At 62.4% G+C, this 17,366-nt stretch carries 16 protein-coding genes; 10 read left to right on the forward strand and 6 right to left on the reverse strand.

Annotation, left to right across the window (positions count from 1 at the left end; genetic code table 11):
• Window positions 1-45: 45 nt before the first annotated feature.
• Together FJ946_RS16600 and FJ946_RS16605 are read right to left on the reverse strand one after the other, a co-directional pair.
• Window positions 46-1,515: an NAD(P)/FAD-dependent oxidoreductase gene (locus tag FJ946_RS16600; RefSeq protein ID WP_140565598.1), complete on the reverse strand. Its 1,470-nt coding sequence runs from the start codon at window positions 1,513-1,515 to the stop codon at window positions 46-48.
• Complete coding sequence (locus FJ946_RS16605; protein ID WP_140499328.1) at window positions 1,512-2,483, reverse strand: LysR family transcriptional regulator; 972 nt, start codon at window positions 2,481-2,483, stop codon at window positions 1,512-1,514. The genes FJ946_RS16600 and FJ946_RS16605 overlap by 4 nt, the downstream gene beginning before the upstream one ends.
• 242 nt (window positions 2,484-2,725) lie before the next feature.
• On the opposite strand from FJ946_RS16605, the gene FJ946_RS16610 reads away from it, so the two are divergent.
• From FJ946_RS16610 to FJ946_RS16620, 3 genes are all read left to right on the forward strand, one after another.
• Window positions 2,726-3,796 carry an NAD/NADP-dependent octopine/nopaline dehydrogenase family protein gene (locus FJ946_RS16610; RefSeq protein ID WP_140565596.1) on the forward strand — a complete coding sequence of 357 codons (1,071 nt, stop codon included), beginning with the start codon at window positions 2,726-2,728 and terminating at the stop codon, window positions 3,794-3,796.
• Between the two features lie 219 nt (window positions 3,797-4,015).
• Window positions 4,016-4,297, forward strand: coding sequence for a metal-sensing transcriptional repressor (locus FJ946_RS16615; protein WP_140499324.1), 282 nt, complete (start codon window positions 4,016-4,018; stop codon window positions 4,295-4,297).
• A 10-nt stretch (window positions 4,298-4,307) separates the two neighbouring features.
• Window positions 4,308-5,636: a cation diffusion facilitator family transporter gene (locus FJ946_RS16620; RefSeq protein ID WP_140565593.1), complete on the forward strand. Its 1,329-nt coding sequence runs from the start codon at window positions 4,308-4,310 to the stop codon at window positions 5,634-5,636.
• 226 nt (window positions 5,637-5,862) lie between these two features.
• On the opposite strand, the gene FJ946_RS16625 is transcribed toward FJ946_RS16620, so the two are convergent.
• Window positions 5,863-6,300, reverse strand: a complete 438-nt coding sequence (locus FJ946_RS16625; protein WP_140499320.1) for an Lrp/AsnC family transcriptional regulator — start codon at window positions 6,298-6,300, stop codon at window positions 5,863-5,865.
• A 126-nt stretch (window positions 6,301-6,426) separates the two neighbouring features.
• Between FJ946_RS16625 and rocF the strand changes: the two genes are divergently transcribed.
• Window positions 6,427-7,347 carry an arginase gene (gene rocF, locus FJ946_RS16630; RefSeq protein ID WP_140559896.1) on the forward strand — a complete coding sequence of 307 codons (921 nt, stop codon included), beginning with the start codon at window positions 6,427-6,429 and terminating at the stop codon, window positions 7,345-7,347.
• Window positions 7,348-7,350: 3 nt separating this feature from the next.
• Window positions 7,351-8,418 carry an ornithine cyclodeaminase gene (locus FJ946_RS16635; RefSeq protein ID WP_140565591.1) on the forward strand — a complete coding sequence of 356 codons (1,068 nt, stop codon included), beginning with the start codon at window positions 7,351-7,353 and terminating at the stop codon, window positions 8,416-8,418.
• Between the two features lie 193 nt (window positions 8,419-8,611).
• Here FJ946_RS16635 and FJ946_RS16640 read toward each other — a convergent pair whose 3' ends face one another.
• From FJ946_RS16640 to FJ946_RS16650, 3 genes are read right to left on the reverse strand one after another with little or no spacing between them, the layout of a single operon-like run.
• Entirely contained in the window at window positions 8,612-8,851 is a 240-nt protein-coding gene (locus FJ946_RS16640; protein WP_181167255.1) for a transporter substrate-binding domain-containing protein, read from the reverse strand.
• The gene (locus tag FJ946_RS16645; RefSeq protein ID WP_140499314.1) at window positions 8,848-9,861 is read right to left on the reverse strand and encodes a substrate-binding domain-containing protein; all 1,014 of its coding nucleotides are present in this window, start codon (window positions 9,859-9,861) and stop codon (window positions 8,848-8,850) included. Before FJ946_RS16645 ends, FJ946_RS16640 begins: the two co-directional genes overlap by 4 nt.
• A gap of 46 nt (window positions 9,862-9,907) precedes the next feature.
• Window positions 9,908-11,281 (reverse strand): ROK family protein, encoded by a 1,374-nt coding sequence (locus tag FJ946_RS16650; RefSeq protein WP_224519041.1) that lies wholly within the window; start codon window positions 11,279-11,281, stop codon window positions 9,908-9,910.
• 314 nt (window positions 11,282-11,595) lie between these two features.
• On the opposite strand from FJ946_RS16650, the gene FJ946_RS16655 reads away from it, so the two are divergent.
• From FJ946_RS16655 to FJ946_RS16675, 5 genes are all read left to right on the forward strand, one after another.
• Window positions 11,596-12,423, forward strand: a complete 828-nt coding sequence (locus FJ946_RS16655) for a sugar phosphate isomerase/epimerase family protein (protein ID WP_140499312.1) — start codon at window positions 11,596-11,598, stop codon at window positions 12,421-12,423.
• Between the two features lie 40 nt (window positions 12,424-12,463).
• Window positions 12,464-13,585 (forward strand): substrate-binding domain-containing protein, encoded by a 1,122-nt coding sequence (locus FJ946_RS16660; protein WP_140499310.1) that lies wholly within the window; start codon window positions 12,464-12,466, stop codon window positions 13,583-13,585.
• Window positions 13,586-13,649: 64 nt separating this feature from the next.
• A complete protein-coding gene (locus tag FJ946_RS16665; protein ID WP_140556250.1) occupies window positions 13,650-14,819 on the forward strand; it encodes a Gfo/Idh/MocA family oxidoreductase in 1,170 nt (389 codons plus the stop codon).
• Window positions 14,816-16,402, forward strand: coding sequence for a sugar ABC transporter ATP-binding protein (locus FJ946_RS16670; RefSeq protein ID WP_246681596.1), 1,587 nt, complete (start codon window positions 14,816-14,818; stop codon window positions 16,400-16,402). Before FJ946_RS16665 ends, FJ946_RS16670 begins: the two co-directional genes overlap by 4 nt.
• The gene (locus FJ946_RS16675) at window positions 16,392-17,366 is read left to right on the forward strand and encodes an ABC transporter permease (protein WP_140565588.1); all 975 of its coding nucleotides are present in this window, start codon (window positions 16,392-16,394) and stop codon (window positions 17,364-17,366) included. Before FJ946_RS16670 ends, FJ946_RS16675 begins: the two co-directional genes overlap by 11 nt.

Consider the following 17,366-nt stretch of genomic DNA (forward strand, 5'->3'; position numbering starts at 1 on the left):
AGGGCATCGTCCGGTGAAGACCCGCAGCCTTGTCCATTGCGTCGATCACAGTGCGGCCTCCTTATGCAACAAGGGTGTTGAATCGACCCATTCGTCGCCCAGAAGCTCCGGGGTGTCATAGGCGATCAGATTGGCGAAGTGGGTTTCGACGTCTTCGGCGAACAGCGACGCGGCAATGCCGCGGACCAGACGGTCGGCACCGGCGCTGACGGCCGGGATATCGCCGGAGACCTTACCATGGGTCAGCATGGCGGCGTCGTTGAAGCAGTGGACATGCGCCAGCATCGGGCAGGAACCGGGGACGCGCTCGCGGAATTCGAAGGCGGGGCCGAGATCCGGTGCCTCCAACATGCCTGCGCGCGGCGGCCCCATGTCCGGCGTATATCGACCATCCGACCAGGTGCGAATGTGTGGGGCGAGGGCAGCGAATTCCGGGCGACCACTGAAGTCATTTGAAAAGCCGGTCGCAGCGATCATGAAATCGTAGCGCACCGGTCCTTGCGTGGTTTCGACCAGAAGGCCTCCGGCATCTTCCTTTACCGCGACCACGCCGCAGTCGAGAAAGAAGCGGGCATTCGCATGACGAGACACGCGAAGCGTCGATGAACGCGGCGGCGGCGTCTGGGTCGAGGCGGTGTAGTCGAAGAATCTCCACTTCCAGGCGTCAGGCAAATGATACATGCCGAGGATGACACCCTGGCTGCCGATTCCGGTCAGCTTGTTGATGCGCGGCATTTCCTTGCGCCGGATCAACATGTCGACTGAACCGGCGCCCGCCTCGAGCGCCGTCGCGGCATTGTCCATCGAAGAGGCACCGGCGCCGATAACCGCCACACGCTTGCCCTTCAGTGCATCGAAATCGATATCGTCGGCAGAATGGGCCCAATAGGAGCGATCGATGCCCCTGAGGAAATCGGGCACGGCAAAACCGCCGAGACCGGACCGACCGGTGGCTAGAACGAGACGACGGGTGAGAACCCGGCCGGTTTCCGCGCCCTCGACATCGATCGCAATCAGATCGCCAACGGCTGCAACGCCTGTCATGCGCACGCTGTTGCGCACCGGCAGACCAAGAACGTTCCGATACCAGACCAGGTAGTCCATCCACTGGCCCTTGGGGATTTTGTCCAGCGACCGCCATGCCTCGACGCCCCATTGTGCCGTGAACCAGGCGCGGAATGTCAGCTGCGGCAGGCCGAGCGACGGACCGTGCAGCGTTTTCGGCGACCGGAGCGTTTGCATGCGGGCAAACGTTATCCATGGCCCTTCGAAGCCGGCCGGAGCCGCGTCATAGGCGACGACATTGGTTATCCCCGTCAGCACCAGCTTTGCGGTGGCAGCAAGTCCGCACATGCCGGCGCCGATCACAACGACGTCACGGACCGGCACGCCATCGCGCGAACGCGCGGGAACCCATGGCTTGGCAGGCAGTTCGAGAAAATCGAGGTCCTGAGCAAGTTGTGCTTCAAGCGCGGCTAGACCTCTCGGGGGGTGCGAACTGGGGGTGTGCTTCATATTCCCGTTCCGTGATTTGTGCCGGAGGCAGGATCGGCCACCAATTGGCCGGCCAGGGTCGGATCGAGTTTCTTGAAGCCAACGATCGACCGTTCAGCCACCGCCTCGACCGCATCCACCAACGCCTGCGCGACTGGACGAAGGGGGCGTTTTTCGCCAGCCACAACACCCCAATAAAAGAGGACGGTTACGTCGATCGGGCGGATGACGACCCCAGGCAAGCCCACGCCATAGGCGGTGAGGGGATCGATGACAGCCGCAACACCAGTCCGGCGTACGATCTGCAACGCGCCATAGGCGGTATTCGTGCGGATTACTGGCCCGGTGTCGATGCCCCTGGCCGCCAACGCCTTGGAGACATGCAACTGGAAACGCAGCGGGTTGAGCAACGTGGCGACGCGGCGGCCGGCAAAAGCGGAAAGCGGTATGACATCTAGTTCGGCCAGCGGATCATCCTCCCGCACGGCAGCAACATCAGGCGCCGAATAGAGCCGCAGGACATCCAGACCGGGCGTATCGAGCGGCAGGCTTGAAAACCCGACCTCGGCACGTCCGCTGCGCACTTCCTGAGCGACGGTCGAGGGAAGGAACTGCCCGAGATGCGTCTCGTGCGGAAGCTCGGCACCTTGGAGTTCAGCCAAGGCCGTAGGGATCAAGCCGGTGCCGATCGCGGAGGTGGTGACGATCTGCAGGATTCGCCCTCTGCCGGCGGCGATCATCTTGGCCCGCGCTGCGAGTTCGGTGAAGGACATCAGCAGGCGTCGTGCTTCCTCCTCGAACGCGACTCCTTCTTCAGACAACTGCACCCGTCGACCGATCCGATGCAGCAATTCGAAGCCAAGTTCGGCCTCGAGCTCCTGAATGGTGCGCGTCACCGCAGGCTGGGAACGCCCGAGCATGTCAGCCGCCCTGGTGATACTGCCGCTGGCAGCAACCGCAAGGAAGGTCTGAAGGTCCCGGGTTTCCATGTTTCTCCTACATGCGTAATCCGTATGATTGACATCGTCTCATTCGTTTTTGATATATGTCAAGCGGAAACGAATGTTCGTTACGGGCTTTGTGCATATGCCGGCCTCAGCGCCAGAATCCGGGTCGGAGGCGGACAGGGACGTCAGACGCGGCTCCAGCTTGCGAAGCCTCCTGAAGAAAAGAATTCAGGTGACGGCGGCAAGGATTCTCGAACCACAAAGCCTGCGACAGGAGGAATATTATGCGCGTGAGTATTCTGGGCGCCGGAGCAATTGCTTATGGCTTTGCCGCCTATTTGGCAGGATCGGGGCATTCGCCAATGCTTTGGTCACCGTCGGGGCAGCGCACCAAGGGGTTGGCTACCGGCGAATTGTTGAAAGCGACGGGGGACATCGCGGCGACGGTACCGGTGCGCATCGCCAAGGATTGCAAGGATGCCATCGCCAACGCGGACGTGGTGGTGATTGCACTTCCGGCTTACGGCCACAGGATGGTGATGGATGCTGCCGCCCCCCATCTGATCGATGGAATCCCGGTCATCATCAGTTCGCATTGTTCGTTCGGGGCACTGTATCTCTCCAGGCGGTTGGCGGAGCGCAAGGTCAGCTTGCCGATCGTCCTGTGGGGCACAACACTGTTGACCGGGCGGCAACTCGGGCCAACCGAGGTCCATGTCACCACCATTCGCCAGAAGCTTGATGTCGCGACGCTGCCTTTCAAAGCTCAGGATGAAGGATACGGACTTTGCACGAGCTTATTCGGTGATCGTTTCGTCAAGCGCGACGGCATGCTTGCGATCGCGCTCAGCAACCTCAATCCGCAAAACCACTTGGGAATTGCCCTTCTCAACCTGACACGCATGGAAAAAGCCGAGCAATGGAGCCAGGGGGGAAACGTCACCCCTGCCGCTGGCCGCCTTATCGAGGCTCTGGATGCCGAACGGCTAGCCATCGCGGCCCATTTTGGTATCGCGGTTCGCACCGTCCAGGAGCATTTTTCATTGTCGTTTCATGTTCCGAAGGGAACCGTTTCGGAGATGAACCAGGAGATGGATCGTCAAGGCCGTGGCGGCTTTGGTCCGACAACAATCGAAAGCCGCTACATTCTCGAGGATGTTCCGTTTGGACTGCTGCCGACCGTATTGTTGGGTAAGATCACCGAGAAACCGGCGACGCTCCACGAGTCTGGAGTTTCGATATTATCGGCGGCTTACGGTCGCGATCTCAAGGGGGATAACGATATTCTTCCCGCGCTCGGCCTCGAGGGAATAGCAAAGGCGGATCTTGAAAACCTTTGCCGCACGGGGTTTTGAGTGCGCCCGCAGCCGATACGGCATGATCACATTTAGGGGCGCCGCGCTACGTCATCGCGTCGGTGCATTTTAACAGTGGTGCGCAGCGTCAGGGCGATGTCGCTGGCGCCGCGATCGCCAGAACCAGCCATGCAACCGTCGAAAGTAGCGTTCGGGACGCCGCGGGGAATCGAGCATCCTGAATTGACAATATCCCCTCCGGGGGGATAGCACTTCAGAATGAAAGAGCGTCCCCACATTCACGAGACCCATCCCGACATCGTCAAACGGCTGAAGCGGGCCGACGGTCATCTGAGGGGCGTTATTGAGATGATCGAAGCAGGCCGGCCTTGCCTTGACATTGCCCAGCAGCTTCATGCCGTCGAAAGGGCTGTTTCCCAGGCCAAGAAGACGCTCATCCAGGATCACCTAAACCACTGCCTGGAAGATGTCGTGGGGCCGCTGCCGCGTGAGCAGCGCCGCTCGATCGATGAATTCAAGGACATCACCAAATACTTGTGAGACACGCTCCATGATGGACGGCATTCGCGGCTGGTTCGGCTTCGGCCCGGCAGCTCAAGGCTTCGGCGGGCATGGCCATGACCATGGCGAGGGCGGACACGGCCACACGCATGGCGTGGTCGATCCCACAATCGCGACGACCACACGCGGCATCTGGGCGATCAAATGGTCGTTCGTGCTGCTAGCCCTCACAGCGGTGCTGCAACTGGTCATCGTATTCCTCTCGGGCAGCGTGGCGCTGCTTGCCGACACCATCCACAATGTCGGCGACGCGGTCACCGCCATCCCGCTGTGGATCGCCTTCATGCTGGCGCGGCGCAAGCCCAGCAAGACCTTCACCTACGGCCTTGGCCGGGTCGAGGACCTGGCCGGCATCATCATCGTCCTGATTATCCTCTTCAGTGCCATCGTCGCCGGCTATGAGGCGATCGACAGGTTGATCCATCCCCAAGCCATCAGCTTCCTCGGCTGGGTTGCCGCCGCCGGCCTCGTCGGTTTCCTGGGCAATGAGGCTGTCGCGGTATTCCGCATCCGCGTCGGCCGCGAGATAAACAGCGCGGCCCTGATCGCCGACGGCTATCACGCCCGCACCGATGGCTTCACCAGCCTTGCGGTGGTGCTTGGCGCGGCCGGCGTCTGGCTAGGCTTCCCGCTCGCGGACCCGATCATCGGCCTTTTGATCACTGTGGCTGTCCTCGCCATCGTCTGGCAGTCCTCAAAGGCGGTGCTGACACGCATGCTGGATGGCGTCGAGCCGGGCATCGTCGAGGAAATCCATCATGCGGCTGAACATGTGAGGGGCATCCAACGGGTCGCCCAGGTGCGGGCGCGCTGGATCGGCCACAGGCTGCATGCGGATATCGCCATCAAGGTGGCCGAGACAGCGAGCGCAAAGGATGTGGTCGGCATCGCGGAGGCTTTGAGAGGGGAGCTGTTCGACCACCTGCCGGCGCTCTCGGAGGCGAACATCCGTCTGGAAGGCGAAGGCGGATCCGTGGCGGGCGGTTCGGCCCACGCCGATCATGCGCCGGAGCCTTTCAAGGTCGTCAGCGACCTGGCAACGGGAACGCTCGAAATCGTCGATACGCCCGCTGGCGAGCGCTTGCGTCTCACCATCGACAGCCATGCCGACGATCTGGGGGCGACCGTGATCATCGACCGGTCCGAAGGTCCCGAGACGCTTTCGCTCGGGCCTGTCGCCGGCAATCACCACCGCCGTGAAAGCAGCGTCGCCCCCGCCGAGCCGCACGAGTTCGAGGCGAGGCTGATCCTGACCTCTAAGGGCAAGCAACAGGTCCTGCCGTTCAAGATGGTTGAGCCGGAAGGCCACCAACACTAGGACGGGGCAGACTTGCGCGACTTGACGCGTTCGCTCAATCGGTGTCGCGTGACGCGGGTCGATGACAGATCTCGCCGCTCACGCAGCTCTGTTCTTCTCAGCAAGGTCCGCCCCCGCTGGAGGTTGCCACAGGTTGGCCAAGTCCGAGCTCATTTAGGGTTGCGCCGCACAACGGTGCAGGAGCAGCACTGCCGGTTTGGCCAGCTAGGCTATTCGCAGACAGCGATCAAAGCCGCGCCTTGGTGCTCCGGGGTGTCGCCAACAACAGGCTGGTCTCGCTGCCGGTGATGCCGGGGATCAGGCGGATGCGCCGCAGCACGGCGTCGAATTCGGTCAGTGTCTGTGTCCCCAGTTCTATCACCAGGTCCCAGCGGCCGTTGGTGGTATGGATCGTCGAAACCTCCGAGAAGCCGCCAAGAGCGCGGATCACACGATCGGCGGCATGCCCTTCGATTTCCACCATCATGATGCCGCGTACACGCTGGTCGACGGCATCGGCTCGCAGGATGACGGTATAACCGATGATCGCACCGGCTTTTTCAAGGCGCTCTATGCGAGACCTGACCGTTGCCCGCGAGACGCTGACATCCATGGCAAGGTCCGAGATGCTGCGCCGCGCGTCATGCCGCAAAAGCGTGATGAGCTGTTCGTCAAGCTGATCCATGGCTCAGAATGCAATCAAATCATTCCATTTTGATAGCCAATTTCGACAAATTTGCCAATTTGATATGTTCATCCTGCCAGTTATCCGCGCTCCAATGAGGCCTAGAAAACGCGCGGGGAAATACGGATGCATTGTACGATCGTCGGGGCACCGATCCAGGTCGGCTCGGGCCGGATGGGTTGCGAGATGGGGCCTAGTGCGCTGCGTACCGCAGGCCTGGCGGCAGCGCTCACTGAACTCGGGCATACGCTGGCCGACCTTGGCACCGTCGCCTCTGCCGATCTGCGCCCGATCAGCCACGGCAATGCCGCCTTGAAGGCGCTGCCGGAAATCGTCGCATGGACGGCGGCGATTACCGAGGCGGCCTATGCAGCCAGCGCCGGCGCCATGCCGATCTTCCTTGGTGGCGACCACAGCATTTCCGCCGGCACGCTGGCCGGTATCGCCCGCCGGGCGGCGGAAGCCGGCCGCCCGCTGTTCGTGCTGTGGCTCGACGCACATCCTGATTTTCACACGCTCGACACCACGACCAGCGGGAATTTGCATGGCGTGCCGCTGGCTTATGCCAGCGGGCAACCCGGCTTCGAAGGCTACTTCCCCAGCCTGGCGGCTTGCGTGGATCCGGCCCGTATCTGCACACTGGGCATCCGCAGCGTCGATCCGGCGGAGCGCGAAGCGCTACGTAAGGCGGGCGTCACCGTGCACGACATGCGCATGATTGACGAATACGGCATGGCCCCGCTGCTTCGCGCCTTTCTCGAGCGGGTCAGTGCCGAAAACGGCATGCTGCATGTCAGCCTCGATGTCGATTTTCTCGACCCTTCGATCGCGCCTGCCGTGGGCACCACCGTGCCGGGCGGCGCCACCTTCCGCGAGGCTCATCTGGTGATGGAGATGTTGCACGACAGCCGTCTCGTCACCAGCCTCGACCTGGTCGAGCTCAATCCCGCACTCGACGAACGCAACCGCACCGCAACCCTTCTCGTGGACCTGACCGCGAGCCTGATGGGCCGGCGGATCATGGACCGTCCCACACGGAGTTATTGAACTGTGACCCCCCATCTCAACATCGTGCCCTTCGTCAGCGTCGATCACATGATGAAGCTGGTTCTTGCCGTCGGCATCGATCGCTTTCTCATCGATCTCGCTGCCTATATCGAAGAGGATTTCCGACGCTGGGAATTGTTCGACAAGACCCCGCGCATCGCTTCGCACAGCATCGACGGCGTCATCGAACTGATGCCTACGAGCGACGGACAGCTCTACGGCTTCAAGTATGTCAACGGTCATCCAAAAAACACGCGCGACGGGCGCCAGACCGTGACGGCGTTCGGCGTGATGGCCGATGTCGGCAATGGCTATCCGATGCTGCTTTCGGAAATGACCATCCTGACCGCGTTGCGCACGGCGGCGACGTCGGCCGTCGCGGCCAAATACCTTGCTCCCAATGCGGCGGACTGCATGGCAATCATCGGCAATGGCGCCCAGTCGGAATTCCAGGCCATCGCCTTCAAGGCCCTGCTCGGCATCGACAGGCTTCGCCTCTATGACATCGATCGGTCGGCATCCTTGAAGTGCGCGAAAAACCTTGCGGGGTTCGGTTTCGACATCGCGATCTGCGCTTCGGCGCAGGAGGCGGTGGAAGGGGCTCACATCATCACGACGGTCACCGCCGACAAACGCTCCGCGACCATCCTGACGGACAACATGGTCGGATCGGGCGTGCACATAAATGCCGTCGGCGGCGATTGCCCCGGCAAGACGGAATTGCATCGCGATATTCTGCTGCGCTCCGACATATTCGTCGAATACCCGCCGCAGTCGCGCATCGAGGGTGAAGTCCAGCAACTCGAGCCGGACCATCCCGTGACGGAGTTGTGGCAAGTGATGACCGGCAAGGCCGCCGGCCGCCGGGATGCCAGCCAGATCACCTTGTTCGATTCCGTCGGCTTTGCGATCGAGGACTTTTCCGCGCTGCGCTACGTCCGCGACCAGCTTCAGCGCACCGGCCTCTACGAGGAGCTCGATCTGCTGGCGGACCCGGATGAGCCACGCGACCTCTTCGGCATGCTGCTGCGCGCCGACAAGGCCGCCCAGATCACGGCCGTATCCAGCTGAGTTTTCGCAGAACCTGCGGCCGAATGTCCGCCTCGCAATAGCTGCGGCGCCGAGCGGCGCGCGGCTCGATATCCTAAAGCGGTTCATCGTTCGATGGAAATGACGAAGCGCTCTATCACTTTTATGCAATTCTCCAGGGAAAGCGCTACACGCTTTTCCGGGAAGACCGCTCTACACTTTTCCTGGAATTGTTTTAGCTCTTCGGGCTCAAGCCCACTTCAAACCACTTCTTCGACATCTGCGCGAGCGTACCGTCCGCGGCCATCTCGCCGAGCGCCTTGTTGAGGATCGCCTGAAGCTCGGGCTCCTGCTTGCGGATGCCCAGGCAAACATTTGACGCCATGATGGCGCCGACGAGACGCGGACCGCTTGTGATCAGCGTGCCGTTGCTCTTTGCCGCGCGGTCCCTCGCGAAGACGACATTGTCGGTCAAGGCAGGCTGTTTCGTGGCTTGCGCGCCATTAGCAAGGCGGCGGGCGCTGGTGTGCGCCAGACGACTTGATAGGCTTCTACTACATTGCTGGCCGTGACACTGAGCCCGGGAAGCGCGATCCAGGCCGGCGGCTGGCGTTCGAGCAGGCCGAGAATTGTGGCAATGCCCGTAGCAACGCCCTGATCGTGAGGCAGTTGCGCGGCGATGCCCTTGATCAGGCCTCCACCAACGAGGTCCGTGGCGACGTCGTTGCCGAGGTCGACTGTCGTCACCGGAATAGCCTTGCCCGCATCGCGGATCGCCGCGACGGCAGCGATTGCCGGCACGTCCCAGACGGCAAACAGTCCGGCGAGCTCCGGATTGGCCTGCAGCAAGTCGGCGGTCGCGGCTCTCGCTTGCGACACGTCGGCAAACTTGCCGCGAACCAGCGTCAGGTCGGGACGTCGAGCAGCCATCCATTTTCGGAAAGCAATCTCGCGCTCATGCGTCGCGAAGAAATCGATGCCATAGGCCAGAACGCCGACCTTTCCGCCCTGTGGTATATGTGGCGCCAGGAGTTCTGCGCCGATCTGACCGAGACCGAAATTGTCGCTGGAAACAACGCTGACGTAATCCTTGCCGGGCAGCATGCCGGTTGGGGCATTGTCGAGCAGCAACAGCTTCTTTCCGGCCGCCGATATTGCACGATGCGCGTCGGCGGCACGGTTGCTGCCGATTGGAATGGAGACCACCGCATCCACGGCTTCGCCGGCCAGCCGTTTCAGTTCCGAAATTTGCCGCTCGATGTCGAAGCCGCAGTCGACGACCTCGACCACCGCCGCTCCGTAGCGGCCAAGCGTGGTGACGATCCCGGCCAATTCCTCCTTAGCCCAGTCGCTCTTGGTGGTGTGGAGAACGATGGCGACCGAGAAGCGCCGGTTGCGGGCGAGATCGGCGTCGGCATTCGACAACCCGACCTGGTCGGCTGGAACCGCCCGTTCGCCATGCGGCCCAAGGCCGGTGATCGCCATTCCTCAACCCTCCCCAGGTTCACGCGGCCCGGCCGACTTGGCGATGCTATGCAAGCGCTCCTCCCGGTGGCCGTGGCTTTGCCGGGCGAGCGCTGGTTCCGAGTGCGGCCCGCGCGAGAAAATCCTTGAATTCCGGATGCTCACGCGGTGAACCGAGCGTAATCCACCCCTGCAGAAATTTCGCATCGAACAGTGCTTCCGCAACGACTTGGGCGGCGCCGACCAGTCCGGCCGAGCCGCCCATCTGCGAACGGACGATACGCAGGTCGCGGGTGACGATCGGATGCGACTGGCGATAGACCGCCTCGCGTACGGCTGCCAACAGTATGTCCCCGGTCTGGGCCACGCTGCCGCCGAGTACGATCAATGACGGGTTCAGCAGATTGGCCAATGGCGCCAGTACCTCGCCGACCGCACGGCCGCAACGCCCGAGAAGGTCGATACAGAACGGATCGCCCAATTGGGCGCCGTGGCCAGCGTCGGTGACCGTCACTTCGCCGGCGCGCGCAAGCATCTCGGCCAGATAGGGGCTGCTCCCGCTCTCGGCCGCCTGGCGGGCCTCGCGTCCGAGCGCTTCGCTGCCGGCAACAGCTTCGAGATTTCTGCCCTCGATGAAAGTATGACCGATCATGCCGGCAGCGCCCTGCGCGCCACGGTGCAACGCTCCCTCCGAAACCACGCCGGCGCTGATCGAGCGGCCGAGCTTGACGAAGATCATGTCGGCGAGGCCGCTGCCGGACTTCAGTTCGCCCATCGTCATCGTCTGGACGCCGCTTCGCACCCATACCGGCGCGCCGACAAGCGTGGCCAACTGCTCGACGAAAGGGAATCCATCCCAGTTCTGGAACGCATTCAGCGCCGGCGCGAACAGCCGCTGATCATCGCATTTCTCAACGGCTCCGGGCACCGCCAGCCCGATGCCCCAGATGCTGGCCTCACTGCCATGCTCTTCCAGCATCCAGGCAAACAGCGTTGCTAGCCGCTGGACCACCGGCTCGGGACCTGCGGCCAGTTCCACCGCTTCGTGATGTTCGGCCAGCAGGCGGCCGGACAGGTCTGATACACCGACTGCCAGCGAGGAATGATCGAGCACGGCGGCCAGGATCATGCCAATGCGCGGCCGGAAGCGGACATGGCGTGGTGCGCGTCCGCCGATCGCCGGGCCGAGTTCGCCTTCTTCTATCAGCCCTAGCCGAAGCAGCGTGGCGAGACGATCCGTGACGACGGCGCGCCCCAGTTCCGACTGGTTCTCTAGCTCCTGGCGGGTCGTTGCCGCCTCGGTCCGTATAAGGTTGAGCAGCGTGGCCAGGCTGCCATGCGCGGATTCGCTGGCACGCGGCCGGCCGGCGGCGCGGCGCGGTTGGTCCGACTGTACGGGGTCTGTGGCGCTGCGCTCGTCCATAGTCTTGCCGAGGCTCATCTCCCGATCTCTATCGCTGCCGGCTCAGGGTCATCACGCCGTTAGCCATGGGTACCGTGGCCTCATTTACGGATCAAGCAGGAACTTATGTATTTTACAAACAAAAGTATGCCGACTTTTGCATTTTAATGATTGACGAGCGGCGAAAGGCGGGCATAAGTATCAGCCAGGCTCGGAGGAGGGCTCCTAACGTCGACAGCCCTCGCGAAGGCGAAGGATGTCGCACGTCCGTTGTCCGAATTCTTCTCCAGCCAAAGATGCCGGCCCCGCGCTGCGCGCGGTGATGCATCGGCTACAGGCAGGGAGGATACGAGATGCCGGTGAAACTGGCCTATCACGCCAATTGCTGGGGTGCGCTCGGTGGCAACGCCGTCGGCGTCACTTCGATCACCCAGCTTACCTATCGCACCTTCGGTGACATGGAGCAGGCGATCCGCGACATTGGATCGGCCGGATATACCGGAACAGAACTCTTCGACGGCAATCTCCTCGACTATCAAGGACGCAATGGCGCGCTGCGCGCTGCCTTGGACCAGTCCGGCGTCGTGCTCGTGGCCGGCTACTCCGGTGCCAACTTTATCTTCGACGATATCCTTGGCGAGGAGTTGGCGCGGATCGAACGCGGAGCGGCTGCCGTGGCCGAACTCGGCGGCGAGCATCTGGTCGTCGGCGGTGGCGCCAAGCGAGCCAAAGGCCGGCAGCCAGATGATTTCAAGCGCCTCGGCGCGGCGCTCGACAAGGTCATCGACATCGCAGCCAAGGCGGGCTTGCGCGCGCACTATCACCCGCATCTGTCGACCATCGTCGAAGGTCCCGACGAAGTTCGCGAGATTTTCAAACATACCGCGATCGATTTCTGTCCGGACACCGCGCATCTGGCAGCCGCTGGCGGTGATCCGGCCGCGCAGATTCGCGAATTCAGCAAGCGCATCAGCTATGTGCATTTGAAGGGCTGGCAGCGCGATCCCTTCGCCTTCACGCCGCTCGACCGCGGCGACCTTGATATGGAGCCGATCATCCAGGCGCTCGAGGACACCGGATTTTCCGGCTGGATCGCAACCGAGCTGGATGCCTGGCCAGACCCCAAGCAAGGGGCGGAACTCAGCATGAAATATCTGAAGAGCGCTTTGAAGCAGAGTTGAACCGACAGGTACCAAGCCTGTCATCAGGGAGGAGACCCAAATGACACGTTTCAACACAATAGCCGGGACGTTCACGGCGGCATTGCTGGCCGCCAGCCTCTATACCGCAGCTCCCGCTTTCGCCGACCCCGATTCAGCACTCGCCGAACTGCAGAAGACAGTGCTCTCCAAGGGGCCGAACGGCGAAGCTCCAGCGTCGGCGGCGTCCGTCAATCTGACGCAGGAGGAACTGGCCAAGATCAAGGACATGAAGGCGACGGCGGCGATCGTCATGCACTATGGCGGCAATGACTGGTCACGCGCGCAGATCGCCGGCCTCAAAGACCAGTTTGGCAAGATGGGCATCGAGGTGATCGCCACGACCGATGCCGGATTCAAGCCGGAAAAGCAGGTCGCCGACCTCGAAACTGTGATGGCCCAGAACCCCAAGATCATCGTTTCGATCCCCACCGACCCGTCGGCGACGGCGTCCGCGTACAGGGCAGTTGCCGATAAGGGCGTGAAGCTGGTGTTCATGGACAACGTGCCGGCCGGCTTCGTCGCGGGCAAGGATTACGTCTCCGTAGTCTCGGCCGACAATTATGGCAACGGCGTCGCCGCAGCGCATCTGATGGCCAAGGCGCTGGGGGGCAAGGGCGACATTGGTCTGGTCTTCCACGCCGCCGACTTCTTTGTCACCAAACAGCGTTATGATGGCTTTAAGAAGACGATCGCCGACAACTACCCCGATATCAAGATTGTCGCCGAACAAGGCATTGGCGGCCCGGACTTCACCGGCGACGCCGAAAAGGCGGCATCGGCCATCCTCACTTCCAACCCTGCCATCAACGGCATCTGGGCGGTGTGGGACGTGCCGGCCGAAGGCGTCATCTCGGCGGCCCGCACCGCTGGTCGCGACGACCTTGTCATCACCACCTGCGACCTCGGCGAGAACGTCGCAATCAATATGGCGGGCGGGGGCTTCGTGAAGGGCCTGGGCGCCCAGCGTCCGTTTGACCAGGGCGTCACCGAAGCCCTGCTCGCAGGCTACGGTCTGCTCGGCAAGGAGGCTCCGGCCTTCGTCGCCTTGCCGGCGCTGCCCGTCACCAAGGACACGCTGCTCGAGGGTTGGAAAGCCGTCTATCACGCCGAGGCGACCGACAAGATCAAGGGCAGCATGTAGCGCGCCCTGCGGCCGGCGCACTCCCAGCCGGCCGCACCTCTTCTCAATTCGACAGGAGACCATCATGACCAAGACGCTCAACGTGGCGATGATCGGCGGCGGCTTTATGGGTAAAGCCCATGCGCTCGCTTATGCGACGATGCCGATGTTCTTCTGGCCCGCCCCCGCCATCCCCGTGCGCAAGGTGGTGGTCGACATCACCGAGGCACTGGCCGACGAAGGCCGCCGTCGCTACGGATTCGAGGAATCATCCGCTGACTGGCGTTCGGTGGTGACGCGATCCGACATCGACGTCATTGACATCGTCACCCCGAACGACAGCCATGCCGCGATCGCGATCGCGGCCGCTGAAGCCGGCAAGCACATCATCTGCGAAAAGCCGCTGGCGCGCGGCGGCGACGAGGCAAAGACCATGCTCGACGCGGTGAACAAAGCCGGCGTCATCCACATGGTTGCCTTCAACTATCGTCGCACGCCGGCAGTGGCGCTTGCCCGCCAGTACATAGAGGAAGGCCGCATCGGTAAGATTCTCAACTTCCGCGGCACCTATCTGCAGGACTGGTCGGCCGATCCGGATTCGCCTCTGTCCTGGCGCTTTCAGAGGAAGATCGCCGGGTCCGGCTCGATCGGCGACATCGGCACCCATGTCGTCGACCTTGCCCGTTATCTGGTCGGCGAGATCGCCGAGGTCAGCGCGTTGGTGCGCACCTACAACAAAACGCGACCGATCCAACGCGGCAATCTCGACAGGCTCGGCGCGGCAGAGAGGAATACCGATACCGAGCGGGCTGAGGTCGACGTCGACGACGAGGTGATGACGCTGCTGAAATTCGCCGACGGCGCGATCGGTTCGCTGGAGGCGACCCGCAACGCCTATGGCCGCAACAATTTCATCACTTTCGAGATCCACGGCACCAAAGGCTCCATTGCTTTCAACTACGAACGGCGCGACGAATTGCAGGTGATGTTTGCCGATGATCCTGCGGATGCACGCGGCTTCAGGTCCGTCTATTCCGGTCCGGCGCACCCCTATGGGTCGGGTCTGTGGCCAATCCCGGCGCTCGGCATCGGCTATTCCGAAACCAAGATCGTGGAGTGTTTCGATTTCTTCTCGGCTATTGTTTCGGGCAAGCAGCCCTTGCCCAATTTCGAGGATGGCTACAAGACCGAGCGGGTGGCCGACGCGCTGATCGAATCCGGCCAATCCGGCCAGTGGACCAAGGTCCGACCATGACAATCGCGGCGCCTGTTCATGCGGTGGAAATGAAAGGCGTCACCAAATCCTTCGGCGGCGTCAAGGCGCTGGTCGATGTCGACCTGCGGGTAGAGAAAGGCGAAATCCACGCATTGCTCGGTGGCAATGGTGCCGGTAAGTCGACCATCCTGAAAGTGTTGAACGGCGTTCATGTACCGGACACCGGTACCATTCTAGTCGATGGCAAGCCACTCGCCGAAATCTCGCCCGAAGCTTCAAGGCGGGCGGGCATCGCCATGATCTTCCAGGAAATGAGCCTCATCCCCACGCTGACCGTGGCGCAGAATGTTTTCCTGACCCGCGAAGCCAAGGTCGCGTTCGGCCTGATCGACGATCGCACCGCCGAAAAACGCGCCAAGGACCTGTTCGACATGCTGCAGGTCGAGGTCGATCCGAAAGCGACGATCGGCAATCTCGGCGCCGGCCAACGGCAGTTGACGGAGATCGTCAAGGCGATCTCGCAGAATGCGAAAGTGCTGGTCCTGGATGAACCGTCGACGGCGCTGGCGGTATCCGATGTCGAGCGGCTGTTTGCCTTCCTGCGCAAACTGAGATCGGAAGGCGTCGCCATCATCTATGTCTCGCACCGCATGGACGAGATAGCCCGCATCGCCGACCGCGCCACGATCTTGCGCGATGGCCGCAACGTCATCACCGCGCCGATGTCGGAACTGCCGATCGAAACGATGATTGAGCATATTGTCGGCAAACGCTCGCGTGGTCTGTCCGACGTGGTACGCGGCGAATCGAATGTCGGGGCGCCGCTGCTTGAGCTCGACGGTGTTTCAGGGGTGGAGAAACCGAAGAACGTCAGCTTCGTCGTCCACAGCGGCGAAGTGGTCGGCCTAGCCGGGCTGCTGGGCTCCGGGCGGTCGGCGATCGCGCGCGTCATCGCCGGCATAGATCCGATCGTCGAAGGCGAGATCCGCATTGCCGGCGAGCCGGTGGCGATCGCCAGACCAAGTGACGCCATCGAGGCCGGTGTGGCGCTGGTGCCGGAGGATCGGCTACGGCAGGGCGTCATCGCGGAGCATTCGGTCGCCTCCAACATGACGCTCGCCGTGCTCGACCAGTTGAGCAGCAAGGCCTTTGTGTCGACGAAAAAGATGCGCGAGCTGACTGATCGCCAGATCGCCCAGCTGCGGATCAAGACTGCATCGCGCGACAGCCCGGTGCGCACACTTTCGGGCGGCAACCAGCAGAAGGTCGTCATCGGCAAATGGCTTTCGAGGAATCCGGAGATCCTGGTCCTCGACGAGCCGACCTCCGGCATCGATATCGGTTCGAAGTCGGAAATCATCCTGCTGGTTCGCCAGCTCGCCAACGCCGGCAAGGCAATCATCATGATCTCGTCGGAGCTGTCCGAGATGCTGTCGGCCTGCGACCGTATCATCGTCGTCTCCGAGGGGCGCGTCGTGGACGATGTCAGCCGCGCCGATCTCGACGATCCCTCGGCGCCAAAGAACGATCCGGTTGCGCGACTCCAGGCGGCCGAGCGCAAGCTGCAGATCGTCATCCAGAAAGCGCTGAGCAAGAGCCAGGGAGGAATACATGTCCACTAGTCAGGCTGCCGCGTCCCAGTCCTCGCTGGCAGCGAGGCTTGGGCTCACCAACTGGCGGCAGAACATCATCTACATCGGTTTCGTCGTCATCTTCATCATTTTCGCGATAACGTTGTTCGACAAGGGCTTCCTCAACCTCAACAACCTGCTCAACATCGTGCGGCAGACGGCGATGATCGCGGTGATGGCGATCGCCATGACCTATGTTCTGTCGGCAGGCGAGATCGACCTGTCCGTTGGTGCCGTCGCGGGTCTCGCCTCGGTGACGACGGCGATGGCGATCGACGCCGGCGGACCGATCACCGGTGTGATGGCGGGGCTCGCCACAGGCGCCGTCGTCGGCACCTTCAACGGCCTGTTGACGACGCGGGTCGGAATTCCATCCTTCCTTACCACGTTGGCTATGATGGGCATCGCTACCGGCACCGCAATGTGGATCAGCGATACGGCTGCGGTGCCGATCATCTCGAAGAGCTACTCCTGGATCTTCGGCGGCGGCAATGTCGGGCCGGTGCCGGTGCTGCTGATCTGGATGCTGGTGCCGGGAGCCGTCGGCCACGTCGTTTTGAGGCGAACGAGCTTTGGCCGCCGCGTGCTGGCCACCGGCGGCGGCGAGATCGCGGCGCGTTATTCCGGCATCGACACCAAGTCGGTCAAGTTCCGCGTGCTTACCATCTCGGCCATGGCGGCGGCGCTGGCCGGAATGCTTTACGCCGGCCGGCTGCAATCGGGGCGCTTCCAACTCGGCCAAGGCGACGAACTGTCGGTGATAGCCGCGGCGGTGCTTGGCGGCACCAGCCTGTTCGGCGGCTCCGGCACGGTGATCGGGACAATTGTCGGCGCGCTGATGATCGGCCTCATCAATAACGGCCTGATTCTGATGGGGTTGGAGTTCAGCCAGCAGCTAGTCGCGCGCGGCGCCATCATCATCCTTGCCGTTGCACTCAGCCAGGGGAGGAAATGA

The sequence above is a fragment of the Mesorhizobium sp. B2-4-7 genome, assembly GCF_006442685.1.
In the GTDB taxonomy this organism is placed as follows: domain Bacteria; phylum Pseudomonadota; class Alphaproteobacteria; order Rhizobiales; family Rhizobiaceae; genus Mesorhizobium.